Consider the following 25674-nt stretch of genomic DNA (forward strand, 5'->3'; position numbering starts at 1 on the left):
GATGTCGCAACGTGCGTCCGCCTTGGCGGCACGACGGGGCGATTTGGGGACAGCGATGCACGCATGGTTCTGTGAACTCGGTTCTCGGCACGCCTCTGGGCGCCAGACGAAAACAGCGCGACGAAGCTTATGGAGCCGCATCTCGCTCGGCCTCGTCGCGAGTGTATCGCTCAGCGCCTGTGCCAGCTGGCGCAATCCACCGCCGAAAGACCCCGAGGCGCTGGCGGACTACAAGGAAGCCAACGACCCCTACGAGCCCGTTAATCGCAAGATGTACGATCTTCAGATGTGGGCCTATCACCACGCGCTGCGCCCCATCGGCAAGGCATGGGCCTATGTCGTGCCGAAGTTCGCACGCGACTCGATCGATAACCTGTCGCAGACCTGGTATATGCCGACGGTCTTCTTCAGCGATGTCGGTGCGGGCAAACCCCGCCGCGCCGGCGACGACTTCATGCGCTATGTCATCAACATGACGGCCGGCCTCGGCGGATTCATCGATGTAGCCACGAAAGTGGGTTATCCCCACCATGACGGCGACCCGGGCATGACCCTGGCGACATGGGGCGTCTCAAGCGGCCCGTATTTGTTCCTCCCGGGCCTGGGTCCGAGCACGTTCCGCGATGCCGGCGGCTACGCGATCGCGCAGGGCCTGTCGCCGATCAACTACGTACCCCGTGGCTATGGATTGCTTACGTTCAACTGGGCTTATAACATCGCCGGCACGCTGGATGGTTTTGCCAGCAACATCGATAATATCGACAATATCGAGCGTGATTCTCTCGATCCGTATTCGTTTATCCGCAGCGCCTGGCAGCAGAACCGTGCAAGCCAGGTCGAGGCGCTTCGCAACGACCACCGGGCGACCGTGCCGGACTGGTACAACTAAGGACCTTCCCGACATGCTGACCTCCCTCACCTCCGTCACACGCCGGCGCGTTCTGGGCCTGGCGACAGCAGCAGCCATGTCCCTCGGCCTTGGCGTTACCGGCTCGGCCCGCGCGGATCAGGCCAGCGACTTCGTCTCGTCCTTCGGCGGCAAGCTCGTTGCCATCGTCAACAGCAGCGCATCGCTGGACAAGAAGAAGCAGGAAGTCCTGCCCCTGCTGCAGGAAAATCTGGATGCCGCGGCCATCGGCAAGTTCTGCCTGGGCCGTTACTGGCGCACGGCGTCGCCCGAGCAGCAGCAACGTTACCTGACATTGTTCGATCACGTGCTGGTCAACGCGATCACCGACAAGATCGGCGATTATCAGGGCGTCAGCTTCCGGGTCACCGGCACCTCGCAGGCCCCGACCGGCGAACTCGTGAGCGCCCAGATCAGCCGCCCCGGCCAGCCGACGGCCGATATGCAGTTGCTGGTCGTGCAGAGCAACGGCCCCAAGGTCGTCGATATGATCGGCGAAGGCGCCAGCCTGCGCCTGACACAGCGTCAGGACTACAGCTCCTACCTCGCGCGCAATGGCGGCAACGTCGATACGCTGAACAACGCCTTGCAGCGCCAGCTCGACCACCACCACTGACGCCACGCGCCGTCGTCCTCAACGGCGCCGGCAGCGTCGGAAAGACCTCTGCGACGCGGTCCCTTCAACGGATTGCGTCGCGCTCCATGCTTCATATCGCAATGGACGATTTCATCGATATGCTGCCGCCAGAACGGCCATCCCGTCATCGACATTCATAGCGGTCCGCTCATGAAGCGCCTGCTACGCGGCATGCGTTGCGCTATTGCGGCCATGGCCTCTCAAGACAACGACATTATCGTCGACGACGTCATTCCGATCCCGATGACGCAGAAGAGTGTCCAATCTCGTCGTCGATACGACATCGCGAACAGCAGATGAGATCGCGACAGCGATCAAAGCATCTTTCGACCTGTAACCATATCAGGCCGCACGATTTCATAGACCAGCATCGTATAGCCATCGCGCTCGAACGTATCGGCATGATGCATGCCGATACTGCCCAGCACGATACGTGAGCCCATATTATCCTCGCGGGAAACGGCAACCACACGGGGCTCTCCCGCATCCAGCACGAAGCGAAGGGCCGCTCCCGCTGCCTCGCGCGCAATGCCACGACCGGAAGCCACAGGCCTGAGCGCAAAGCGCAGGCCAAGGCCGCGTCCATCCGGCCGTTCATGCACGCCCGTCATGCCCAGGAACACATCGTTTTCACGAATGGAGAAAATGCCCACGCCTCGTCTCGCCCAGAACGAGAGATCGTCCGCCATTTCTTCTTCGGCCTGCGCACGCGAACGCACGCCGCCCAACATCTTGCCGAAAGCACCAGCATCAGCCTTCAGGCGCGCCATGTCCTCCATGTCACGCCAGTTGACCGCCTCAAGCAGTAGCCGAGGCGTCTGGATTTGGCGGCCGAGCGCCATGAGGTGCTATGGCGCGGTTAGCGCGCCAGCGGGCGATACTTGATGCGCGCGGGCTCCGTCGCATCCGGGCCAAGACGCCGGCGCTTGTCCGCCTCGTAGTCCTGGAAGTTGCCCTCGAACCATTCGACATGGCTATCGCCTTCGAACGCGAGGATATGGGTCGCCAGACGATCGAGGAACCAGCGATCATGGGTGATAATCACGGCGCAACCGGCAAATTCCGCCAGCGCATCTTCCAGCGCGCGCAGCGTATCGACATCCAGATCGTTGGTCGGTTCGTCAAGCAGGATGACGTTGCTGTCCTGCTTGAGCATCTTCGCCAGATGCACGCGGTTGCGCTCACCACCCGACAGCACGCCGACGCGCTTCTGCTGGTCCGGCCCCTTGAAGTTGAAGGCCCCGACATAGGCGCGAGACGGCACGGCGCGCTTGCCGAGATAGATCACATCCGTGCCGCCGGAAATCTCCTCCCAGACTGTCTTGTCGTCAGCCAGCGAATTGCGGGACTGATCGACATAACCGAGCTTGACCGTATCGCCGATCTTCAGTTCGCCGGAATCCGGCTTGTCGTCGCCCGTGATCATCTTGAACAGCGTGGACTTGCCCGCACCGTTCGGCCCGATCACGCCGACGATGCCACCCGGCGGCAACTTGAAGCTCAGATCGTCGATCAGCAGGCGATTGCCGAAACCCTTGCGCAGATCCTCGGCCTCGATGACAGTGCCACCAAGACGCGGACCGGGTGTAATCACGATATCCGCCGTGCCGCTCACGCGCTCGCCGCTCGCGGCCAGCATCTCCTCATACTTGGAGATACGCGCCTTGCTCTTGGCTTGGCGCGCCTTCGGCGAGGAAGCGATCCACTCCTGCTCAGCCGCCAGCGCCCGCTGACGTGAACTCTCCTCCTTCTCCTCCTGAGCCAGCCGCTTGCGCTTCTGCGTCAGCCAGGACGAGTAGTTTCCTTCGAACGGATACCCACGGCCACGTTCGATTTCCAGAATCCAGTTGGTGACGTTGTCCAGGAAGTAGCGATCATGGGTGATGACCATGACCGTGCCCTGATAGTCGCGCAGCGTCTTTTCCAGCCAGGCCACACTTTCAGCGTCGAGATGGTTGGTCGGCTCGTCAAGCAACAGAAGGTCAGGCTTCTCCAGCAGCAGACGGCACAGCGCCACCCGGCGGCGCTCACCACCGGAGAGCTTCGTGACCGGACTGTCGGCCGGCGGGCAACGCAGGGCATCGAGCGCGATGTCGAGCTTGCGATCCAGCTCCCAACCGTCGCCCGCGTCGATCTTCTCCTGCAGTTCGGCCTGTTCGGCCAGCAGGTCATTCATCTCATCGTCGGACATTGGCTCGGCGAATTTCATCGAGATCTCGTTGAACCGATCGACCGCGCGCTTCAGTTCGCCGAAACCCTGCGCGACGTTCTCGCCGACCGTCAGGCTCTCGTCGAGCTTCGGCTCCTGCTCCAGATAGCCGATCCGCGCCCCTTCGGCGGCCCAGGCCTCGCCACCAAATTCCTTTTCGATGCCCGCCATGATCTTGAGCAGCGTCGACTTACCGGCGCCGTTAACGCCCAGCACGCCGATCTTCACACCCGGCAGGAAGGAGAGGGTAATGCCCTTGAAGACCTCTCGACCGCCCGGATAGGCCTTGGTCAGGTCCTTCATGACATAGACATACTGATAGGCGGCCATGAGAGGACTCCTGAGAAATCTGGGATCAATGCGCAGTATGCGCGCCTAACGCCAAGCGTTGGACCTGCGCCCGGCAGGACTCGAACCCGCAACCAAGCCGTTATGAGCGGCCTGCTCTAACCAATTGAGCTACAGGCGCACAGATCACGTCGAAATCGCGCACCTCGCGCCGTTTTGCAAGAGCGTAACATGACAAAATATGGCGTCGCCGCATAAGATGTGCCGCCAACACCATCCCGGGCAGGACGCGTCCCCGCCGCCCGACCGACTGGCGTGGCGCTGTCTACAGCGGTTTCTCCGGGGACGAGAGGCGTCGATGCCATCCGCATACCGCACGCCGCGAGCACACGCGGCATGGGATTTTTCCTTGCCCTTCCTGAAGCGCTTCCGTTGGCTCTACGCGCCCGACCCCGTCATGGCGGGTTACGCCCTGCGCACCACATGCACGTCCCTTCTGGCTCTGGGAATCGCGCTGTGGATGGAACTGGGCAGCCCGCAATGGGCAGCACTCACCGTCTGGATGGTCGCACAGGGCACACGCGGCCGCAGTCTTGCGAAAGCACGCTGGCATCTGTTCGGCATGGTCCTGGGCGTGTTCTCCGCCATCGCCCTGGTCGCGGCCTGCCCTCAGGCACCCATGCTGTTCATCGTCCTGCTGGCGCTGGGTATCGGGTCATTCTGCCTGATCGGCACATTCCTGCCCGGTCCGGCGACCATGACGAACTATCGCATCCATGGCATGCGCGCGACCGGCTTCACCTACGCCATCATCTCACTCGACGGCATCACCGATCCCAACCACATTTTCCAGATCGCCGCCGCGCGCGCCACATACATTGTCCTGGGCATCGTCCTCGAAGCATCCGTCTCCGCGATTTTCCAGCTCGGCCTCGCCAGGCGCACCCGACAGCAACTCGCCGAGAACTTCGAATCGTCCCTGACCCCGGCGTTACAGGCCATCTCCGGACTGCTCGCCGGCAAGCCGGGAGCGATGGACAATGTGCACGCCCTGTTCGGCAACATCACCGCCCTGAGCGATCAGGTCGAATTCGCGGAAGTCGAACTCGGTCGCCACGACCACGCCGGCGACCATGCGCGCGCCGCGTTGGCCGATATCGCCATCCTGCTGGCGCGTGGCCTCGATCTCGCAACGCTGATGCGTGTCCCCATGAGCCAGGACGATACCTTCCACACCCAGGCGAAAACGATCCGCGCTTTCCTGGACGGTCTTCCGTCGCGCCTGCGCGCCCTGCCCGGCATCGACCCGCTGCTCGATGAATTACGCACCCTGCGGCATGCCTGCCGTGCCGAAGTCGTCCAGGCCTTCGACGCCACGACGCAGGACGGAAACACGCAGTCCGCCGACCTGCGCCACGGCATGCTGCAACAGGCGCTCGTCGAGTTGATCGACGCCCTCCGCACGGCCCTGCGCCAGTTCGACGCAAGCCGAAAGCCGCCCGTGCATGACACGTTCCGCGAGCCGCTACACGTCTATCGCGACTGGCATCAGGCCGTAACGAACAGCCTGCGCGCCTCCCTCACCGTGTTCGGCGCCGGCGTCATCTGGGTGACGACGGCATGGTCCGACGGTCTGGCCTTCCTCATGTTCGTCAGCATCGTATGCAGCCTGTTCTCCACGCTCGAGCGTCCCGCCCTGGCCACGCAGTCCTTCTTCCGCGGCGCATGCTGCGCAATACTGGCCGGCGGCATCCTCGATCTCGGCCTGCTGGGCGAAGCCGGCAGCTTCGAGATTCTCGCCATGTGGTTCGGAGTCGCCATGCTGCTGGGCGGACTGGCATTCGCACACCCGCCGCTTACACTGTCCGCCGTCTCCTACAACCTGTTCCTGCCGATCATCGTCGGCCCCAGCAATCAGGGCCGAACCGACGAAATCATCTATTTCAATACCGCCCTGCCGCTCTTCCTGGGCCTGTTCTACGCCACATGGATGTTCCGGGTGGTGCTGCCCTACGACGCCGCGCAGCAACGATGGACCATGCGTGAAAACATTCTGCGCGGCCTGCGCGACCTGGCAGGTGGTCAACGCGCCGCGACGGTTGACGACATCGTCGCACGCCACGTGGATCGTTTCGTTCGCCTGATGAACAATGCGGGCGGCACGTCCACCCCGGTCGTCACGGCCTATCTGAACGGCATCCTTTCGGCGATGCGCGTGGCACTCAACCTGCTGCGTCTGGGCACGATTGCCCGGGGCGCCGCATTGCCGCCGGGAGCGAAACGCGCCCTGAACATGATGCTGGCCCGGATGAACCACTTCAGCGGTCGTTACGGCGGGCATTACGGCCGCACCCTGCGCGCCACCCGCCTGGCCATCGCGACCCTGCGACGCAACGAACGCCATGAACAAAGTCCCCGAATCCGGTTCATCCTGATCGCGGCACTCGCCAGCCTCGACATCGTCGCGACCGAACTCGATAGCAACCGGTCCTTTTTCGATGCACGTAACCCGTTCCTGGACCCGTCGAATCGTCATACCCCGCTACAGGACCATCACGCAGAAATGTAATGTCACATGCTTTTCTTACGGTCAGTATGAGCCCATTCTGACATGCCGCGAATCGCCTCGCGGCGGGCTCCCGAAGGGGAACCCCGATTCGTTGAAGGGATCTCGTTTTATGCTTCGTCGCATTGCTCCGGCCGCCATACTTGCCTTTGGCCTCGGTTTCTCCGCCAATGCAGCCTATGCGCTCCCCCCCGGCGCGACACCGAACCTGGGCGTCGGCACGGAAAACCTGACCGGCATCTCCCCGGACAATCTGGCAGGCCTGCTGAACTACTGCGTCGAACTTCAGTATCTGTCCTACGACGAAGGCAATCCCCCGCTCGACGGCCTGATCGCGAAATACAAGTCCGTCAACATGACCGGTGGCAGCATGGATTACGCGACCGGCACCGCTGGCTACATGACTCGCAACGGCACGCGCTACGATATGGCGGTCCTACAGATCGACCAGCGCAAGACGACATGCCAGAACGCCGTCAAAGCCGCGCAACCAATGCTCTGACTCCTCATGGTGGTGCTTCTACGGGAGGCATCACCATGCAACCTTGCCGCTTAAGTCCGGCTCATGATGTGTGCTAGCATTCGCATCATGTCGACGACCGGCCCGCGCATTTCCATCCGCTACTGCACCCAGTGCAACTGGCTCCTGCGCGCCGCGTGGATGGCGCAGGAACTGCTCTCGACATTCGGCGAGTCGCTCGGTGAAGTCGCCCTGATCCCCGATATGGGTGGACGCTTCGAAATCGCAGTTGATGAGCGCGTCGTATGGGAACGCAAACGCGACGGCGGATTCCCAGGGCCCAAGGAACTCAAGCAACGCGTTCGCGATGTCGTCTCTCCCGAACGGAATCTGGGACATACGGACAAACCGTGACGATCGCCCTCTGGGCAGACCTCCGTGAGAACGGTAGTTTCGACTCCTGTCTTCAACCGCAGATCAGGATCGAATCATGGACGTCTCAAAAATCTCGCCCGGCAAGGACGTGCCGAACGACATCAATGTTGTCATCGAGATTCCGCAAGGCTCACAGGTCAAATACGAAGTGGACAAGGATAGCGGCGCCGTCGTCGTCGACCGCTTCCTTTTCACGCCGATGGCCTATCCGGCCGCCTACGGCTTTATTCCCAATACGCTGGCGGCCGATGGCGATCCGGCCGATGCGCTCGTTCTCGCCCCCGCGCCGATCGTACCGGGCGCCGTCATCCGCGCACGTCCCATCGGCATGCTGAAAATGGAAGACGAAAGCGGTCAGGACGAGAAAATAATCTGCGTTCCGCACGACAAGATTCATCCGCAGTTCACGGACGTGAAGACAATCGACGACCTGCCGGAGATCACGCGCAAGGCCATTGAGCATTTCTTTACGCGCTACAAGGATCTGGAACCCAATAAGTGGGTCAAAATCGCCGGCTGGACTGGTCCGGACGCTGCCAAGGAAGCCATCAAGGCCGCGCTGGACGCCGCAAAATAGCACCTGTGGCATCGAGGTAACACCTCGATGCCTGCTCACGCTTGATTGAGCGTGAGACGCGTCACACTACTGGTGTGCTTTATGAATTGGATGTAATAACCCCGTCATGTTCTGGTTACGGAGGATGCTTCGTCGGTATCCAGCCAGGGCAATCGGCCATCATGGGCCGACTGACGGATAAAACCTATGCTACGTGCTTGTCTGATGCACATGTCGCTCGGCGCGATCCTTACAGCGCTCACGACTATTGCCGTATCCTCCTACGCCTCCGCACAAACAGCGACTGCCGGGGGCGCCCCCAACTCAACAGGTCTGGCACCCAGCGTCCGCGTGGCCACGCCCTTGGGCCAGACGAGCTTCGCACAGAGTTCCGTGCCGCCTTTGCCGCACCCGGAAGCCCTCTGGCCCGATCCGTTCGGCTGGAACACCTGGCTTCGTTCGCACGGCATCGCCATCCTGCTCGATAACGTCGATGAATTCTCCGGCGCTCTCACCTCCCCGACGAAAGGCCTCGGCCTTCGTCAGGGTAGCGCCAACGCCGGTCAATACGGCCTGGAAACGGATATCGACTGGGAACGACTGGCCGGCATCAAGGGCTTCTCGACCCACACCGTCATGGTCGGCCGCTACGGTATTCCCGCCAGCCGCATGTTCGGTGACAACCTCAACCCAAGCCAGGAAATCTACGGCGCGGGTGGCAACGTCGCGATCCATTTCGTTTATGGCTATGGCGAGGAAACGTTGTGGAACGGTCGCTTCGATGCAGCAGCAGGCCGTATTCCACTGCTGACCGACTTCTCGGCAAACCCGCTGTACTGCAACTTCATGAACAATGCATTCTGCGGTAACCCGAAAGCAGCGTCCGACAACACGTCCCACTCGTCCTATCCTGACTCGGGATGGGCGGCGCGTTTCCGCGTTCGTCCGACGACCGACACATATATCCAGTCCGGTGTCTATTTCCACGAGAAGGGCATCTACGGCGTCCAGCAGATGCGCACCGGCTTCAAGCTCAACGGCGCCGATATCGATGGCGAAGCCGCACCGGTCGAAGTGGGCTGGGAACCCCTGTTCGGACACGACAAACTGCCTGGCCACTATAAGCTCGGCGGCGCCGTCGATACGGCCGATCACCCGGATCAGTATTACGACATCAATGGCAATCCCTACATCCTGACCGGGCAGAAGCAGAAGATTCACCACAACTCCTGGTCCGCTTGGGCACTGGCCGATCAGATGCTGTTCCGTCATCACGGCAACGGTCCTGACGCTGGCCTGATCGCGATCGCCACGTTCTACAACAACAGCCCGGTTACCCAGACTCGCGAGCGTCAGTACAACCTCGGCGTCCTGGATCGCGGCTTCTGGCATGCCCGCCCGCTGGACGCATGGGGCGTCAACTTCAGCTACGTGCAGGTTGCAGAACGCGTGACGCGTTCACAGGAACTGCAACAGAGCCTCGGTTACACATCGCTGCTGAACGGTTCCTACTTCCCACAAACGAACGGGATGATCGTCGAAGCCATGTATCAGATCCACGTTTTCCGTGGCGTCACGTTCATGCCGGACTTCCAGTATTTCATCCGTCCGGGCGCACAGCAGGGCCTCAAGGACGCTGCCATGCTGGGCTTCAAATCCCATATCGAACTGTTCTGAAATCTTTCTCTCCTGCCTGAAAGAAGGGCCGCGCTCTCGGGAGCGCGGCCCTTTTTATTTTACGATATCCTGAATAAGGGCATCGTAATTGTGCAGATAATCGTCAAGCGACAAACTCGCTTCCGCTTTCAGGCGTGCGTTTTTCCGCAAACGCTGGGCCAGCTTGCGATCTTCCAGCAGTTCCAGGACGCCGTCCGCAATCTCCACAGGCGAAAGGAATGAAACCAGTCGGCCTGTCCTGCCGTCTTCGACGAATTCCTCCACCGGTGCCGTGCGACTGCCAACAATCGCGCAGCCTGTGGCCATTGCCTCCCGAAGCGACCAGGATGCCACGAAAGGATAGGTCAGATAGACATGCGCGTCGGAACGCTGGAGAAGGACACGAAAGCGCGCATATTCCACCTTCCCGACGAAATGCACGCGTGACAGATCGATCCGGTCGCCAAGTTCCTGCAACATGACCTCCCGCCACGTCCCGGCTGCCGGTCGGGTGCCATAACTGACCCCATCGCCGCCCACCAGAATGACGCGCGCGTCGGCCCGTTCATCGAGAATGCGTGGCAAAGCGCGCATGAAGCTGTGAAAACCCCGGTAAGGCTCCAGATCGCGTGAAACGAACGTCACGAGCTTATCCTGCGGAGCGATCACGACGCCATTGATCTCGACCGGCTTACGCGCGACCTGCCTATCAGGCTTGCACAGATCGAGATCGACACCTTCATGAAGAAGCGCGATCCTGCGGCGCGCCCAGTCGGGGTAGGTGTTACGCTGAAATTCCGTTGGCGTCTGTCCGAATCCTGGCAGATTGAGCGCCAGCAGATTGACGGCATTTTTCAGTCGAACCTGCGCCGCCAGTTCCGGTCGCGCCGGAAATTCGGGGTCGAAACCGACATCGTATCGATCGGCATGATAAAAGAATTCGAAGTAACCGAGCACCGGAACACCGGGATATACATCGCCGATGTTCAGAAGTTCGCCCCAGCCATGATGCCCGATGATGACGTCGGGGACGTAACCCAGATTGTTCCTGAGCGTGTTCGCCGTCCGGGCCACAGCTTCGGCACGGCCCAGCGCCAGTTCAAGCTCCCTTAACGACGGATGCGTCGTATCGCCCGGCTGGCGGGTGGGCTTGTAGATGACGCGCCGCACACCGGGTAATGCGCCTTCGTTGGCCTCGGAGATAAAGACGATCTCATGCCCACCCTGCCGGTGCAGATAACGCAGAATGTGAAGAAACTGCCCCGGAAAGTTCTGGTGGACGAAGAGATATCGCAATTGACCGCGCCTGACTGGAATACGAGGTGACGTCGCACTGAATATTATTTTTTCGGGTCACCGCCGCGCATGAGATCCGACTTCGGAACGCGCGTGCCCCCCTGGTGGTTCGGAGAGCACGCCGTTGTCGTCTAGCGACGCGAACGATCGGCCTTGGCAGGGCTCTTGCCGGCAGCGGCACCCGTTGCTTTCACGGCCTTCTTCGGAACCACGGTTGCTTCAGCAGTCTTTGGCTTCGCCGCAGATTTGGCAGGCTCTTTTTTGACTGTCGCGGGCGCTTCAGCCGGCGCAGATGCGACCGCTGCCTTTTTGCGCGGCTTCGCAGGCTTGTCCGCAACCTTGCCGGCGCTCTCGACGACCGGACCCGAGGACGGCTTTTCCACCTTTGCTGCACCATGCGGAACGATTTCCAGCAGGAACGCCTCCAGCGGCGCCAGACTCTCGGCTTCCGCCGCCGTCCTGCCGTCCACAGGGCCGATACGGCTGCCATCCGTGAACGTCGCCGTCAACTGCACATCAAATTTCTCGGCAGACTTGCCCTTCAACCGCACACGCAGACCCAGAATCGGCAGCGCCATGCCACGGCTACCGCAATACTGGCCACCCTCCGCCCAGGGAGACAACCATCCCTTGCCAAGCACCGCCTGATATTCGATGTCGCTCTCCGGGACGATCCCATCCGGCGAGACGCCGAAACCTTCAATCCACGCCTGACTACCTGGCGCGCCCATCCACTCCCCCAGACGCGAGAGCACATCGCCGCGCCGCTGAACATGCGCCGCAATCTCCGGCTTGCCACCGGCAGGCGCCTCGGTCGCGCCACCGCCGGCCACATGCATCGCCTGGGGTGCCGTGGCAGGATTGGCGTGCGGCTGCGGCAACGGTGCAACCGCGACGGGCGCGGGCTGCGCAGGACGCACACCACCCAACTGCACCACCTGCAGGCGCGGCGCTTCGGACGTGCTGTTCGGTGCCTGATAGATCGTCACCAGAACCTGCGCCGGCCCACGCGCGACCTTTACCAGCGCAGCCCCATCGCTGGCACCCAGCCATCCGTCGTCATCGAAAGTCGAAATCGAGACCAGACCCACCGGCATGTTCGGCGCATGGGAAACACGCACGCCCGGCAAGCCCCCCGCCGTCGCGCGAGACTGGCCCGGCGCATGGAAGATGCAGAACAATCCGGCATCGAGCGTCATTAAATGAGCAGCGACCTTCAGGTCGACAACGCGGTTTTGACCAGGCGCCTGTTCCGGCTTCGACATTACGACCATTCCGATACTTGAGAAAATAACGTCCCGAACCGATACCGTCTATGCATAGGGCGCAGGGACCAGCACCAGTCACTTACCAAACTATTCTATCTTATCAGTTCTTTCCCGGTGGTAAACCCGATCCACCCGCATCTACAGACGCAAAAGAAAATTGTTCAGGGCCGATGCCGGCATGCCCAACGGGACAGTCCAGCCCCTTCCCGTTCGCCGGATACGTTCCGCCTGCGCACCCAGATCGAAACTCACGCAGGGCAGTCCCGCCTGCCAGATCACACCCAGCGCGAAACACCACGTTTCGGGCGTGATCGACGGAATGAAACCAATCTCGATATGCAGATCGCGGATGATCGACATCACCTCGCTTTCCCGATATTCGCCGGTCACCAGAACGCGACCGGTTTCGAACAGCGCCTCGTCATCAGGTGTATGCCCGACCACGACGAAGTCCAGCGCCAGATCGCGCATCTGCGCATCCTCCGCCAGCGCCCGGATCACGTCGTAGCCTTTCTCCGCGCCAATACCACCCACGAATCCGATCCGCCGCCGCGCGAAGCCGCGCGTCATCATGCGAATGTCCGGCCACGCGGCGTCATCCTCCAGCGGCAGGACATCAACCGTCAGGTCGGGAAAGTGTCGTGCGATACGACGTGCCGTATCGCCTGAAGGCGCCATCAATCGTCGCGCACCCCGCAACTCCCGGTCCGACCGCGCCAGGAAGTCCGGCATGGAAATCGTTTCTCCAAGGTAACTACCGACCTCGGCGATGCAAACCGCGCAGCCCTCCGGCGAGGGCTCGCCGCAATAACGCTCCCGCGGCCCCAGTAACGAAACGCGCTGGCAAAACCAGACATAATCATGGATGAAAATATCGTAGGGCACAGCCAGCGCCTGATGCAGACCGCGCATCATCGGCGCATGACCGATGAGATGATGCCATTCCAGCGACTGCACACGCAGGTCACGCAAAAGCCCCAGCAACTGAGGCCATTCCGCTGGCAGGCGAAAAACCAGGCTGTCGGTTTCAACAGCCGCGCAGATAAGACGACAGCCTGTCGTGTCAGGCCTGATCGTCAACACGAACAGCCCCCCATGCTCGAATGCCGCCGCTCGTTCCCGCACCACGCGCGCGACACCGCCGCCGCTGTCATGCAGCAGCATGGCAATACTGCGTTTCCTCCCACAGGCCTGCCGAAGCCGGGCGCCATCGAGGGCGCGGCGTGCCTCGAACAACGGATCACGACGCACGAATGCCTGAACAGCAGCGTCATATCCGGGATGCAGCCTGTTCAATATGCGCAGGTTACGCCGCATCAACGCCCGGCGCGCCGCACCGAATGATACGCCCCCGACATGAGCGACAAACACATTCGTTGCCGCGACATGTCGCCAGCCCAATGCGGTCGCCCGGCAGCAGAAATCGTTCTCCTCGCCATAACCCTGCGCGAATGCATCCTCACGCAACAGGCCGGTCTGCGCCAGACAATCGCCCCGGATCGCCATGCAGAAACCATTGGCGGTCGGCAGGTCGATATCGAGCCGCAACGGCAACCGCGCACACAGATCGGCCAGACGCTGCGTTTCGCGCCGATCCGGCGGAGGATTGGCAACCTTGACCGACGGATAGGACAGGATGCTCGCATCGTTGGAGAACGGCGTGGCCGTGCCGATCGTCGGCTCGGCATCCAGGACGTGACGCAACCCCTCAAGCCAGCCACGCGGCACGATGGTGTCGCTGTTCAGCAGCACCACATCCCGACCGGCAGCCGCGCGCAACCCGATATTGGCCGCTGACGGAAAGCCCGCATTACGATCCTGCCGTCGCAATGTGATGCGTCCGGACGCAGCCAGACGATCGAGATACCGCGCCAGAGCCGGCTCCGGCGTCGCGTCGTCCACCACCATGATCTCGACGCCATCCGGCATGGTATCGAAAACACTTTGCAGGCAGGCACGCAGTTTCGGCAGATCGCGATAGGCCGGAACGATGACCAGCCAACCCGCCGCACGCGGTCGGACCGCCGGAATGGGCTGCGTCCCGCTCCGGCGTCGCGGCCTCTCCGGCGCGCGCCGCACAGGCGCATCGAACAGCCGTATCAATCCCCGATCAATCGGACTGCCCGAAATCCCGGCGCCATACCCATCCAGAAAACGCAGCGTGCCTTCCGGCAGTTGATCTGTCGGCACGAAAAACCGACGGGGTCGCGCGAGCGGCACATCGGTATCGACATCGGTTGCGGGAACCGTCAGCGTCAGGTGCATCGCTGCCCCCTGTTCGCCCTCGATCTGCAGGACCGGTACATGATCCGGATCCGCCGGATGCCAGAGCCAACCCTCCACCCCGCCTTCCGCAGGCTGGACAACCCCCTCGGACCGTCTGATCGCCCGCAAATCGGCCGGGCTGCCAAGCAACGGTCGCCCGTCGGCCAAAACGTCCAGCCAGTCGGCGTCACGCCAGCTTGCAGGCAGATCGCCGGGAAAACCGGATGCCCAACGCGTCGTGCCCCCCGCCGATGCGGAGCGACGCAATCGCCACGTCACCGCCCCCGTTGACAGGCCAAGGACACGTCCGCCGCCCTCCACGCCGCACCACCCTGCCGCACCCGCGGCCTCGGCCACTTGTGCCGCCATGGCATGAACCGCCGGGGCCGGTGCAAATCGCGACAATGCGCGTCCCAATATATGCGACGCGCCCATGGGATCGCCCAGGCGCAAACAGGCAACTGCCTGCCCGAAGAGGGCTTCGCGCAAGACACAGCTTGCGGAAAGGCGGTCCATTGTCGCCAGGGCCTCGGCCCATCGCCCGGCGGAAAGCTGCGCCATCCCCAGCGCGAGCGCGACATGGGTATTGTCGCGTGCCATGCGCGCCGCGCGATCAAGCCAGAAAAGCGCTGTCGGTCCGTCACCTGCCGAAGCTGCCGCCTGTCCACGCCGAAATGAATCCTGCGCGCGGCCATCAATCCAGCGCTGCCACGCCGCACGGTCCCGATCCGAGATTTCATGCCCGTATCCCGCGAATACCGGACGAGGAGGAACCTGCGTCGGCGCTTCAGCCGACACGTGCTGCCGGCTCATGACCGCCGAGTTTCGCGAGTTCGGCCTTTGCCTCGTCGATATTCTGCGCGCTGGCACGCTGCAACCAGCGGCGCCCCTCATCCTCGTCGCGCACACCTGCGAGCCCCCGGACGAGATAACGACCAAGCATCAACTGTGCCAGCCCGTTGCCGCGTTCCGCCGCGCGCCGAAACCATACCTGAGCCTCGACGCGGTCTTCCGGCACATCATGCCCTCCGCCATACATCGCTCCCAGCGCAAACATCGCATCCACCTGGCCGCGCTCGGCGGCAGTCTGATACATCGCCATGGCGCGGGCGTGGTCCTTGCCGCCCACGGCACGGCCCGTGACAAGCATCTGCGCCAGCAGCATCTGCGCATCCGTCATCCCGGCGGCCGCGGCCTTCTCAAGCCATGCACAACCCTCGGCGATATTCGTCTCGAAGCCACGCCCCTCGACCATCATGCGGCCCAGCCAATACTGGGCATTGACCACGCCATCCGCCGCCCGCTTCATCCAGACCGCCGCCGTGCGCTCGTCCCGCACCGTGCCGACGCCTTCGGCCAGACAAACGCCGAGATTGAAGGCCCCGACCAGATCGCCGTCCTGCGCCGCACGCTCGAAACGCGCCTTCAAGGCACGCTTCTCCTCTTCCGACCCTGTCCCGGACAGGGCGAGGTTGCCCAGATCCGAATCCGCCGTACGATCCCCACGCTCGGCTGAAACGCGGAACCAGCGCGCCGCCTCGTTCGGATCGCGGTGGACACCCGCACCTGTCAGATACAGAAGCCCCAACGCCCGTGCTGCCGGGCCGTGCCCCTGATCCGCCGCCAGGCGATACCATTTCGCGGCCTCGATATAGTTCGGCGGCAACTCGCCGCCGCGCGCATAGATATCGCCCAGCAAGGCGGCAGCCTGCGTCTCACCATTCAGCGCGGCACGACGCAGCCAGGTCTCGGCGCGTTGCATATCGCGCGTAACGCCACGCCCTTCCAGAAGAGCCAGACCGTATTTGGTCTGCGCTGCCGGCATGCCCTTCTCGGCGGCCTGACGATAGTAATGCGCAGCCGCCGACGGATCGCGCGGTTGGCCTACGCCCTGCTCGAAAATCACGCCCAGAAGATAGAATGCCGTGCTGAGGCCGCCTCTGGTCGCCTTCTTCAGCTCCTCCGTCGCACGCTGGCGCGTCTCATCGTCCTGCGCGCGATAGAGATAGGCCATGCCGAGGCCCAGATGCCCCTGCGAGGACCCACCTTGCGCGGCTTTTTCGTACCAGTCGAAGGCCTCCTGCTGGTCCGCAAGGTCTTCCGGTCCGTTCGTGAGGATATAGCCGAGCAGCGCCTGCGCATCGGGATAGCCGGCCGTCGCCGCCTTGCGTGCCCAGACGCCACCCTGTCGGAAATCCGGCACACGTGGGCGTGGTTGCGCATTGGCCGCGATAGAGACCTTCTTCTGCGCCTCGAATCCTTCCGGAAGGCCGATCGTGTAGAGCGTCGCCAATACAAACTGCGCCTGCACATGGCCACTCTCGGCCGCCATCTGCGTCCAGCGAGCGCCCTCCTCCAGGCTGGGCGGCACTCCCATCCCGTCCAGGTAGGCCCGTCCGACACGAAACTGCGCCTCCGTAACGCCCTGCGACGCCAGACTGCTGAGCACGGAGAATCCCCGGGCGGGATCCTCCCCCGCTTCCATCAGGGAAATGCCATAGGCCAGCTTGGCATCGCGCGAAAACTGGGCAGCGATCCGGAGCTTCAACGACACGGCGTGCCTCGTTCATCGTTCATGGCAGAAGCGGCCTTCCCGTTCAGGAAGGCTCGCGCATGCCGTTAGTCGCCGCAGGGATGATGCGGTTGAAGAAATAACGCAACGGGGTGCGCTTGCCGACATTGATGTCCGCCGTCACCGGTAAGCCGGGGATGGGATGGAAGAAGGTCGGCACACCATGCAGCGTGTAGCGATCAATCCGCAGCCGCACGCGATAATACCCGTTCAGAGACGTAGAATCGCCGCCCTGCCCACCGCCCCCTTGCGCGCCGCCGGTATTCTGTTCGCCCGAGAAAGCATCGGCGCTGATCGTGCGCACCGTCGCTTCCGCGCCGCCATACTGGTCGTAAGGGAAGGTCGTGAATTTCAGCAATGCATGATCGCCCAGATGCACGAAACCCGCATCCTGGCCACGGAGAACCGCCTCCATCTCCAGACCGTATCCCGTCGGCACCAGCGACATGATCTGGTTCGCGGTTGCCACCACCGATCCGACGGACAGATGGGCAACCGTCAGCACCACGGCATCCTGCGGCGCACGCAACACAACCAGACTGTTGCGTAGATTTGCCTTCTCGTAATCGCTGACCGATTCGTCCAGGCGATGCTCCGCGATATTCAGGTCACTATAGACCTGGCTCTTCCAGTTCTGGACGTAGTTTTCCTTTTCGGCCTGCGTGCTGACCAGACGCGATTTCGCCGAATTGGCATCCTGCTGCGCCGAAATCTGCGCCCGCTCCGCTTCCATCAGGTCATTCTGCGCGGCCAGCGTGGAAAGGCGGCTGCCAACCTGATCGCGCTGCAGGCTACGGCGCATCTCCAACACCTGAGATGCCACGCGTGAACGGCTCTGATACATCGCCGCATTGGCCAGATCGCCTTCGATCTGGCTTTGCAGCGAAGCGATCTGCCCATCGAACTGCGCGATCTTCGCCGTATATTCCTGCTGACGCCGCGCAAAGGCCGCGCCCTGCTCGACGGATGCCGGAATGGCCGTATTCGGGCGATAATCGTGTCCGTCAGCCTCCGCCTTCAGACGATCGACCTGCGCCTGATACGAATCCCGCTGCGACTTCATATTGGTGATGTCGGCTGTCGACACCGTCGGGTCGAGATGCGCCAGCACCTGGCCCTTATGAACGAAATCACCGACATGCACGTCGATGGAGCGAATAATCGACGTCTCCAGTGGCTGCACGACGAGCGTCGGCTCAAGGGAGACAAGTCGCCCGGGGGTCGAGACAACGCGATTGAGGGGGAAGATGCCCGCGGCGATGATGCTGGCCGCAAACAACCCTGAAATCAGCCAGATGATATGCCTTGCCGCCGGCGTCGGCGGCATGTTGACCAGCGCCGCGCTCGGCGAATGGAATTCCAGCAGCGCCAGCGGCATGCCCTGCTGCGCGAACGGATCGTCTGCCCGGCGTGGCACATGCTGGTCGAAACGCTCAACGCCGTTTTCGTCGTTCTGCGGTACGATGTCGGAGCCGCTCATGCCTATTCTCCCTCCGCCAGCATCGATGCCGGCCCCGTGCCCTGACCCCGGGTCTGGTGCCGGTTCTGCTGCATCCACAGCGTGCGATAGATGTCACAACGTTCCAGCAGCACGGCATGCGGCCCGATATCGGCGACCGAGCCACGCTCCATGACGCAAATCTGATCGCAATCAACCAGAGAGGACAGACGGTGCGACACGATGACCATCGTTCGCCCCTTGCCGATACGCTGAAGGTTGGCGTTCACGAGCGCCTCGCTCTCGGGGTCGAGCGCCGATGTCGCTTCGTCGAGAATCATCAGCTTCGGATCGCAGATGACCGCGCGCGCGATGGCCAGCCGCTGGCGCTGTCCACCGGAAATGTTGGTCGAACCCTCCTCGATCCACGTATCGTAGCCAGCCGGCATCCGTTCGATGAACTCCTCGGCACCGGCCAGCCGCGCGGCACGCACGACATCGTCGATCGTCAGTCCCGGCCGACCGGCCGTGATATTATCCCGCACAGTGCCGCGAAACAGGAAGTTATCCTGCAACACAACGCCGAACGAACGGCGCAGATGCGTCAGATTGATCTCGCGCAGTTCGACGCCGTCGAGTCGAAGATAGCCCGTATAATTGCGGCTCACGCCCTGCAGAAGACGCGTCACGGTCGACTTGCCCGAACCCGATCGCCCGACGAGGCCCAGCATGGTGCCGGCCGGCACCTCGAAGTTCACATCGTTCAGAGCCTTGATCGCGGCGCCAGGGTAGGTGAAGTTCACGCTCTGGAACGAAAGCGCCCCCTTGACACGGGGACGCATGCCTGTCGTCAGCGCCTTGGTTTCCGTCGGCTGGTTGAGCACCGCCCCGGCCTCTCCAAGGGACGTGCTGACCTCATTGACGTCTTCCAGCAGCTTGGCCAGTCCCACGAGCGGCGCGGCCACGCGGCCACCCAGCATCATGAACGCCATCAACGCACCGGCCCCCATACCGGAGTCGCTCTGTAGGGCCAGATACGCGCCGACGATGATGATGCCGCGATTGATGAACATGTCCAGCGGCATCACCAGCGTCGCCGGCCAGTTCGCCATGCGGCCGGCCGCCAGCTTCCAGCGCACGACATCCGCCGTCGTCTCATCCCAGCTTTCCCGCCGGGTCGGCTCCAGCGCCAGCGTCTTGACCGTGCGAATACCCGCCACGGTTTCATACAGGACAGAGCCGCGCTGCATCTCCGCCTCGACCATCTTGCTGTACACGCGCGCCATCGGCCCCAGGAACACCATGACGATCAGGCCGATCAGGCCGGCGCAGGCCACCGTCATCCAGGCAAGCGTCGAGCTCATGTAGAAAAGCAGGGGCAGGATGACGAGCAACGTGAACATGTCGAGGAAGGTGGTCATCAACCGCCCGGTCAGGAAGTCGCGAACCTTGTAGATCGCCATGTAGCGACCGAGAATGCGGCCCGCCTGTTCACGCTCGTAGAATTCCAGCGGCAATGCCAGCAGACGATTGAAGGCATGCAACGAAAGCCGGGTATCGATGCGCGTCGTCACGACCAGCATCAGTTCCCGGCGCGCATAGGTCAGCAGGATTTCGTAGAAGGAGAGGATGACCACGATACCGGTGATCGAGACCAGCGTCGCCATCGAATGGTAATTCACCACGCGATCGATAACCTGCATCACGATCAGCGCCGGGAAAATCGTCAGGATGCTCAGGGCCAACGAGGCGATCAGGATGTCACGCAGCGCGGACTTCTCACGCAGGACGATCTTGGCGAACCAGGCGACGTCGAACGGCGCATCGGCTTCGGACAGATCCCGGCGGCGCTTGACCAGCAGCACGTCGCCCGTCCAGACCTGCGACAGCCGGAGTTCGTCCACGGCGACCGGCACGCTGCCGACATCCCCGAGCGGATCGCGCAACCAGATGACCCCACGCTCGGGATCGGCACGCACCATAAGCGCCGCCGAACCGTCCTTGAACATCAGCACGATCGGTGGCGTGTTCTGCAAACGCACCAGATAGCGCCAGCGCACGCGCATGCCCTTGGCAATGGCGCCCTGGTCGTTCAGCCACCGCGCCAGGGAAGCCGGCGACGGCGATGCCTCCCCCGGCTCCGCGGCAAAGTCACGAATATCGAGTTCCACACCGTGGAAACGAGCCGCCTCCATGGCGGCGCGCAGACGGATATACGCCGGACTGGCGGATTCGGCATCGCCTGACACGCGCTCGTTATGCTCCACGGACGTTCCTCTTAATTAGCGAATCATATAAGCCGCACAGCATGAAGAAACGGCTGCGAAGCAAGATGAAGCAAGTATAACCCACCTGTCGAACGGTTGCATACCGAAACGCGGGAACGCTTTCCTAGCATGTCAGGTATCGATCGCGAAATGCGGACGACGCGATATGCGATGGGCCTGCTGGCCGTCATGCGTCGTCGCATCGAGACGCAGGCGATACCGCGCCTCCACCAGCCGGTTGGCATTCAGTGACGCGGCCCGGGCCGGAATGCGCGAGGACGATTCGAGCAGCGCAATCTCGCCGAATTCGCCGCAGCGATGCCGAACCCGGTCCTGAAAGAGCAGGTTGAGCGCCTGCGCCACCTCGTCATGCGGCTGGCAACACGGACAATTCACACCATGCCCGCCCCAGAGCCGCGGCGTCACCTTGAGATGTCGCGTCACGAGCCAGCCGCCGTTCATCGCCACATCGCCGATCGCCAGCAGCGCCGCATGGCCGCGACGCGTCGCCGACCAGCCGGCAACCGACGCACACAGCCACAACGGCACACGTCCATCACCGATCACGCGTGCCCCTCCGCAGGAGATGGATTGTCCTGACGGGGCTCCAGCCCGTTTAATCGCCGCCCGTAGATCATCATGCTAGACATGGTATGGTTCCCCTGAAAGAAGCGCCACCCCGTCCTTTCGATTTTCCACTTAACCGAGACCGATCGCCCGATATGACAACCCGCCCCCATCTGCTCGACGCCCTGCACGACCAGGTTCTTCTCTGCGACGGCGGCATGGGATCGCGCGTGCAGATGCTCGATCTCGATGTCGAACGCGATTACTGGAATCAGGAAAACTGCACCGAGGTCCTGACATTGTCGCGACCCGAACTGGTGCGCGAAATCCACCGTGGCTACTTCGAAGCCGGGGCGGACATGGTGGAGACCAATACGTTCGGCGGCTCCATCGTCACGCTGGGCGAATTCGGCCTTCAGGACCGCGCGCGCGAAATCAACCGCCGCTCGGCGGAGCTGGCGCGCGAAGCCGCGGAAACCTTCGCCGACGGGCGGCATCGTTATGTCATCGGCTCCATCGGGCCCGGCACCAAGCTGCCGACGCTTGGCAATATCGACTACGACACGCTTGAAGCAGGCCTCGTCGAACAGTGTCGCGGCCTCGTCGATGGTGGCGTCGATGCGTTCCTGATCGAGACCTGCCAGGATACGCTGCAGATCAAGGCCGCCGTCAATGCCGCCAAGATCGCCCGGCGCGAACTCGGCTCGGATGCCCCGATCTTCGTGCAGGTCACGGTGGAAACCACCGGCACCCTGCTGGTGGGCCCGGACATCGCCGCCGCGGCAACGGCCATACACGCACTCGATGTACCCCTGCTCGGCATGAACTGCGCCACCGGCCCGCAGGAAATGGCCGAGCACGTCAAATGGCTGTCGGAAAACTGGCCCGGCCTGATCTCCATCCAGCCGAATGCCGGCCTGCCGGAACTCGTGGATGGCAAGACCCACTACCCCCTCACCCCGGGCGAAATGGCCAGCTGGGTCGAACGCTTCATCCAGGAAGACGGCCTGAATCTCGTCGGCGGCTGCTGCGGCACATCCACACCCCATATCCAGGCGCTCGACGAGATGCTGCGTCGTCGCGGCGGCGACCGCCACCGGCCCGCGCCAGTGGCGCGCAAGTCGTTCTGGATGCCATCGGTCTCCAGCCTCTACAGCCAGGTTCCGCTACGGCAGGAGAACAGCTATTTCTCCATTGGCGAACGATGCAACGCCAACGGCTCCAAGAAATGGCGCGAGTTGCAGGAAGCCGGCGACTGGGACGGCTGCGTCGGCGTCGGTCGTGAACAGGCGGCGGAAGGTTCGAACGCGCTCGATATCTGCACCGCCTTCGTCGGGCGCAACGAAACGGCGGAAATGAACGAGATCATCACCCGCTTCACCGCCTCGGTGAACGCGCCGCTGGTGATCGATTCAACCGAAACGCCCGTCATCGAAGCGGCCCTCAAGCTGCATGGCGGAAAGCCCATCATCAACTCGATCAATTTCGAGGATGGCGAGGGTCACGCGGAAGACCGCATGCTGCTGGCTCGCAAATTCGGCGCCGCCGTCATTGCCCTGACGATCGATGAGGTCGGGATGGCCAAGACACCGGAGGACAAGCTTCGCATCGCCGAGCGTCTCGTCGCCTTCGCCTGCGAGAAACACGGCCTGCCGCAGTCGGATCTGATGATCGATCCCCTGACCTTCACCATCGCCACCGGCGTGGAGGACGACCGCAAGCTCGGCGTATGGACACTCGAAGGCATCCGCATGATCCGGGAGAAATTTCCGGACATCCAGATCATTCTCGGCCTGTCGAACATCTCCTTCGGCCTCAATCCGGCCGCGCGCGCCGTTCTCAACTCCGTCTTCCTCGACCACGCGGTGAGGGCCGGCATGACGGGCGCGATCGTACATGTCAGCAAAATCAGGCCGCTGCACCTGATCGCGGAGGAGGAGGCCAAGGTCGCGGAAGACCTGATCTACGACCGGCGCACTGAAGACTACGATCCGCTCCAGCGGCTGCTCGAACTCTTCGCCGGCCGCAAGGCCGCTGACGCGGTTCAGAAAAAGAAGGCGGAAACACCGGCGGAACGCCTTAAGGACCGCATCGTGGACGGCGACCGCAAGGGCATCGAGGCCGATCTCGAGGCCGCCATGCAGGACATGCCGCCGCTCGACATCATCAATACCGTCCTGCTCGACGGCATGAAAGTGGTCGGCGAACTGTTCGGCGCGGGCAAGATGCAGCTTCCCTTCGTGCTCCAGTCGGCCGAGACGATGAAGACCGCCGTCGCCTGGCTGGAGCCGCATATGGAGCGCGTGGAAGGGCAATCGCGCGGGATTATGGTGCTCGCCACCGTCAAGGGCGACGTGCACGACATCGGCAAGAACCTCGTCGACATCATCCTGACCAACAATGGCTATCAGGTCGTCAACCTCGGCATCAAGGTGCCGCTGGCCGACATGATCGCCGCCGCGAAGGAGCACAACGCGCATGCCATCGGCATGTCCGGCCTGCTGGTGAAATCCACCGTCATCATGCGCGAGAATCTCGAGGAAATGGCGCGCCAGGGCATCGACCTGCCGGTCTTCCTCGGCGGCGCGGCCCTGACCCGGAATTACGTCGAGGAGGAATGCGCCCTGGCCTACGGCAACGGCACGCCCGGTCGTGTCGCCTACGCGCGCGACGCCTTCGACGGCCTTTCCCTGATGGATAAGGTCGCCACGAAGCAGTTCGACGATTATCTCGGCGCCATCCAGACCCGTCGCGCGGGCAAGTCGAAGCGCCGCACCGAGCGCGCGCCGGAAGTGGCCGATACGCGCGGCTTCGAGCCCGTGGACAAGGACGCTGCCCGTGCCCGCCGCGCCCGCATCGCCGACAGCCTGACACCGCCGACGCCACCGTTCTGGGGCGCGCGGATCGTCGAGGCCGCGCCAAATGCCGTCCTGCCGTTCCTCAACGAACGCTCGCTCTATCAATTCCAGTGGGGCTTCCGGAAACAGGGGCGCTCGCTGGATGATTTCATGGTCTACGCGAAGCAGGAACTCCGCCCGGTGCTCAAGCGCATGCTGGACATCACGGCCGCGGAAAACATCCTGAAGCCACAGGCGATATACGGCTACTGGAAGGCAGCGGGCGACGGCAACGACCTGGTGATTTTCGAAGAAGACGGCACGACGGAAGCAGTCCGCTTCACCCTCCCCCGCCAGCCGAAGGAAGATGGCGAATGCATTGCCGATTTCGTGCACGATATCGGCAGTGACCGTCGCGACGTGATCGGCCTGCAGATCGTCACGGTCGGCCAGCGCGCCTCCGATCTCGCGCGCGAGTGGTTCGAAGGCAATCGCTATCAGGACTACCTGTATCTACACGGCCTCTCCGTCGAAATGGCTGAGGCCATGGCCGAATACACGCATAAGCGCATTCGTGCCGAACTTGGCTTTGCCGGGGAAGATGCACGCGACATGGAGAAGATGCTCAGTCAGGGATATCGCGGTTCGCGATACTCCTTCGGATATCCGGCCTGCCCCCGTCTCGAGGATCAGGAACCCATCCTGAAACTGCTGGGCGCCGAGCGGATCGGCGTCTCGCTCTCGGACGGCTACCAGCTGCATCCGGAACAGTCGACGTCAGCGCTGGTGACCCTGAATCCGAAAGCCAAATACTTCACGGTCTAGGGTATTCACCGCAACCGAAGCAGACAGCCGCAAGTTATGATGCCGACATATCCGAAATATGGAGCAAAAACATGAGCGGCTTCCTCAATCGCATCAAGGACAAGGCGCTGAACCTCAGCGGGATCGAGGACAAGGCCTCGGATGCCCTGCGCCGACTGATTGCCAGTGAGGGCGGCCAGACTGGCATCGAACATATCATGCAACAGTTCGACAAGGCCGGTCTGGGCGACAAGGCACGCTCCTGGGTCGGCGACGGTCCACGGCAACCATTGAGCACCGAAGAGATTCAGCGCGTCCTGACCAGCGATCAGGCGAAGTTCATCGCCAGTTGCACTGGCCTGCCCCTTGCCCCCTTGCTGCCTGTCATCGCCAGGCTGCTCCCGATCATCATCAGCAAGATGGCCCGCAATCATGAAACGACGGACGAAGCCGTCTCGAAAGCCCTCGCCGAACTGAAGGCCGGTTCGACGCCGGCATAAAACGATCGACCCTATCACCCTACAGAAAGGCCGGGTTGCACGCCACGCGGGAAAGCCTGCCGCCTTGTCTGCCGCAGCAACATCCTGCGTATGCGGAATGACCGTCAACTTCTGGACCGACGTTCACGGCGACATGGCAACCGCCA

19 protein-coding genes and 1 tRNA gene are annotated in these 25674 nt (G+C 62.6%); 10 read left to right on the forward strand and 10 right to left on the reverse strand.

Annotated features, from left to right (window positions below; all coding sequences use genetic code 11):
- The first annotated feature begins 55 nt into the window (after positions 1–55).
- The 3 genes from A0U93_RS05550 to A0U93_RS16760 are packed head-to-tail and all read left to right on the forward strand — an operon-like array spanning position 56 to position 1684.
- Complete coding sequence (locus A0U93_RS05550; RefSeq protein ID WP_077808356.1) at positions 56–889, forward strand: MlaA family lipoprotein; 834 nt, start codon at positions 56–58, stop codon at positions 887–889.
- A gap of 13 nt (positions 890–902) precedes the next feature.
- Complete coding sequence (locus tag A0U93_RS05555; protein WP_077806466.1) at positions 903–1523, forward strand: MlaC/ttg2D family ABC transporter substrate-binding protein; 621 nt, start codon at positions 903–905, stop codon at positions 1521–1523.
- The gene (locus A0U93_RS16760) at positions 1520–1684 is read left to right on the forward strand and encodes a phosphotransferase-like protein (protein ID WP_077808357.1); all 165 of its coding nucleotides are present in this window, start codon (positions 1520–1522) and stop codon (positions 1682–1684) included. Before A0U93_RS05555 ends, A0U93_RS16760 begins: the two co-directional genes overlap by 4 nt.
- Positions 1685–1858: 174 nt before the next feature.
- Here A0U93_RS16760 and A0U93_RS05565 read toward each other — a convergent pair whose 3' ends face one another.
- From A0U93_RS05565 to A0U93_RS05575, 3 genes are all read right to left on the reverse strand, one after another.
- On the reverse strand, positions 1859–2386 hold the full coding sequence (locus A0U93_RS05565; RefSeq protein WP_077806467.1) for a GNAT family N-acetyltransferase: 528 nt from the start codon (positions 2384–2386) through the stop codon (positions 1859–1861).
- Positions 2387–2403: 17 nt separating this feature from the next.
- Positions 2404–4083 carry an energy-dependent translational throttle protein EttA gene (gene ettA, locus A0U93_RS05570; protein ID WP_077806468.1) on the reverse strand — a complete coding sequence of 560 codons (1680 nt, stop codon included), beginning with the start codon at positions 4081–4083 and terminating at the stop codon, positions 2404–2406.
- A 65-nt stretch (positions 4084–4148) separates the two neighbouring features.
- Positions 4149–4222, reverse strand: a tRNA-Ile gene (locus A0U93_RS05575).
- Between the two features lie 177 nt (positions 4223–4399).
- Between A0U93_RS05575 and A0U93_RS05580 the strand changes: the two genes are divergently transcribed.
- The 5 genes from A0U93_RS05580 to A0U93_RS05600 all read left to right on the forward strand — a co-directional run bounded on the left by A0U93_RS05580 (position 4400) and on the right by A0U93_RS05600 (position 9735).
- The gene (locus A0U93_RS05580) at positions 4400–6610 is read left to right on the forward strand and encodes an FUSC family protein (protein WP_077806469.1); all 2211 of its coding nucleotides are present in this window, start codon (positions 4400–4402) and stop codon (positions 6608–6610) included.
- A gap of 109 nt (positions 6611–6719) precedes the next feature.
- Positions 6720–7109: a hypothetical protein gene (locus A0U93_RS05585; RefSeq protein ID WP_077806470.1), complete on the forward strand. Its 390-nt coding sequence runs from the start codon at positions 6720–6722 to the stop codon at positions 7107–7109.
- Between the two features lie 87 nt (positions 7110–7196).
- The gene (locus A0U93_RS05590; protein ID WP_077806471.1) at positions 7197–7481 is read left to right on the forward strand and encodes a SelT/SelW/SelH family protein; all 285 of its coding nucleotides are present in this window, start codon (positions 7197–7199) and stop codon (positions 7479–7481) included.
- Positions 7482–7557: 76 nt separating this feature from the next.
- Positions 7558–8079, forward strand: coding sequence for an inorganic diphosphatase (ppa, locus tag A0U93_RS05595; protein WP_077806472.1), 522 nt, complete (start codon positions 7558–7560; stop codon positions 8077–8079).
- Between the two features lie 186 nt (positions 8080–8265).
- A complete protein-coding gene (locus tag A0U93_RS05600) occupies positions 8266–9735 on the forward strand; it encodes a carbohydrate porin (protein ID WP_077806473.1) in 1470 nt (489 codons plus the stop codon).
- Positions 9736–9789: 54 nt separating this feature from the next.
- Here the strand turns inward: A0U93_RS05600 and A0U93_RS05605 are convergent, their stop codons facing one another.
- The 7 genes from A0U93_RS05605 to A0U93_RS05635 all read right to left on the reverse strand — a co-directional run bounded on the left by A0U93_RS05605 (position 9790) and on the right by A0U93_RS05635 (position 21387).
- Positions 9790–11010 (reverse strand): glycosyltransferase family 4 protein, encoded by a 1221-nt coding sequence (locus tag A0U93_RS05605; RefSeq protein WP_077806474.1) that lies wholly within the window; start codon positions 11008–11010, stop codon positions 9790–9792.
- A 131-nt stretch (positions 11011–11141) separates the two neighbouring features.
- Positions 11142–12275, reverse strand: coding sequence for a hypothetical protein (locus tag A0U93_RS05610; protein ID WP_077806475.1), 1134 nt, complete (start codon positions 12273–12275; stop codon positions 11142–11144).
- A 141-nt stretch (positions 12276–12416) separates the two neighbouring features.
- Entirely contained in the window at positions 12417–15356 is a 2940-nt protein-coding gene (locus A0U93_RS05615; RefSeq protein WP_077806476.1) for a glycosyltransferase, read from the reverse strand.
- Entirely contained in the window at positions 15331–17097 is a 1767-nt protein-coding gene (locus A0U93_RS05620; RefSeq protein WP_077806477.1) for a tetratricopeptide repeat protein, read from the reverse strand. The genes A0U93_RS05615 and A0U93_RS05620 overlap by 26 nt, the downstream gene beginning before the upstream one ends.
- A 43-nt stretch (positions 17098–17140) precedes the next feature.
- Positions 17141–18595 (reverse strand): HlyD family type I secretion periplasmic adaptor subunit, encoded by a 1455-nt coding sequence (locus tag A0U93_RS05625; RefSeq protein WP_077806478.1) that lies wholly within the window; start codon positions 18593–18595, stop codon positions 17141–17143.
- A gap of 2 nt (positions 18596–18597) precedes the next feature.
- Entirely contained in the window at positions 18598–20748 is a 2151-nt protein-coding gene (locus tag A0U93_RS05630; protein WP_077808358.1) for a peptidase domain-containing ABC transporter, read from the reverse strand.
- A gap of 204 nt (positions 20749–20952) precedes the next feature.
- On the reverse strand, positions 20953–21387 hold the full coding sequence (locus A0U93_RS05635) for a hypothetical protein (protein ID WP_077806479.1): 435 nt from the start codon (positions 21385–21387) through the stop codon (positions 20953–20955).
- A gap of 155 nt (positions 21388–21542) precedes the next feature.
- Between A0U93_RS05635 and metH the strand changes: the two genes are divergently transcribed.
- Together metH and A0U93_RS05645 are read left to right on the forward strand one after the other, a co-directional pair.
- Entirely contained in the window at positions 21543–25049 is a 3507-nt protein-coding gene (gene metH / locus A0U93_RS05640) for a methionine synthase (RefSeq protein ID WP_077806480.1), read from the forward strand.
- A 71-nt stretch (positions 25050–25120) separates the two neighbouring features.
- Positions 25121–25528 carry a YidB family protein gene (locus tag A0U93_RS05645; protein ID WP_077806481.1) on the forward strand — a complete coding sequence of 136 codons (408 nt, stop codon included), beginning with the start codon at positions 25121–25123 and terminating at the stop codon, positions 25526–25528.
- The last annotated feature ends 146 nt before the right edge of the window (positions 25529–25674 follow it).

It is taken from the genome of Neoasaia chiangmaiensis (assembly GCF_002005465.1).
Taxonomy (GTDB): domain Bacteria; phylum Pseudomonadota; class Alphaproteobacteria; order Acetobacterales; family Acetobacteraceae; genus Neoasaia; species Neoasaia chiangmaiensis.

Coding starts and splice junctions, on each gene's coding strand:
- A0U93_RS05550 (WP_077808356.1), top strand. CDS start 56: ATGCACGCATGGTTCTGTGAACTCGGTTCTCGGCACGCCTCTGGGCGC.
- A0U93_RS05555 (WP_077806466.1), top strand. CDS start 903: ATGCTGACCTCCCTCACCTCCGTCACACGCCGGCGCGTTCTGGGCCTG.
- A0U93_RS05565 (WP_077806467.1), bottom strand. CDS start 2,386: ATGGCGCTCGGCCGCCAAATCCAGACGCCTCGGCTACTGCTTGAGGCG.
- ettA (WP_077806468.1), bottom strand. CDS start 4,083: ATGGCCGCCTATCAGTATGTCTATGTCATGAAGGACCTGACCAAGGCC.
- A0U93_RS05580 (WP_077806469.1), top strand. CDS start 4,400: ATGCCATCCGCATACCGCACGCCGCGAGCACACGCGGCATGGGATTTT.
- A0U93_RS05585 (WP_077806470.1), top strand. CDS start 6,720: ATGCTTCGTCGCATTGCTCCGGCCGCCATACTTGCCTTTGGCCTCGGT.
- A0U93_RS05590 (WP_077806471.1), top strand. CDS start 7,197: ATGTCGACGACCGGCCCGCGCATTTCCATCCGCTACTGCACCCAGTGC.
- ppa (WP_077806472.1), top strand. CDS start 7,558: ATGGACGTCTCAAAAATCTCGCCCGGCAAGGACGTGCCGAACGACATC.
- A0U93_RS05600 (WP_077806473.1), top strand. CDS start 8,266: ATGCTACGTGCTTGTCTGATGCACATGTCGCTCGGCGCGATCCTTACA.
- A0U93_RS05610 (WP_077806475.1), bottom strand. CDS start 12,275: ATGTCGAAGCCGGAACAGGCGCCTGGTCAAAACCGCGTTGTCGACCTG.
- A0U93_RS05615 (WP_077806476.1), bottom strand. CDS start 15,356: ATGAGCCGGCAGCACGTGTCGGCTGAAGCGCCGACGCAGGTTCCTCCT.
- A0U93_RS05625 (WP_077806478.1), bottom strand. CDS start 18,595: ATGAGCGGCTCCGACATCGTACCGCAGAACGACGAAAACGGCGTTGAG.
- A0U93_RS05630 (WP_077808358.1), bottom strand. CDS start 20,748: ATGGAGGCGGCTCGTTTCCACGGTGTGGAACTCGATATTCGTGACTTT.
- metH (WP_077806480.1), top strand. CDS start 21,543: ATGACAACCCGCCCCCATCTGCTCGACGCCCTGCACGACCAGGTTCTT.
- A0U93_RS05645 (WP_077806481.1), top strand. CDS start 25,121: ATGAGCGGCTTCCTCAATCGCATCAAGGACAAGGCGCTGAACCTCAGC.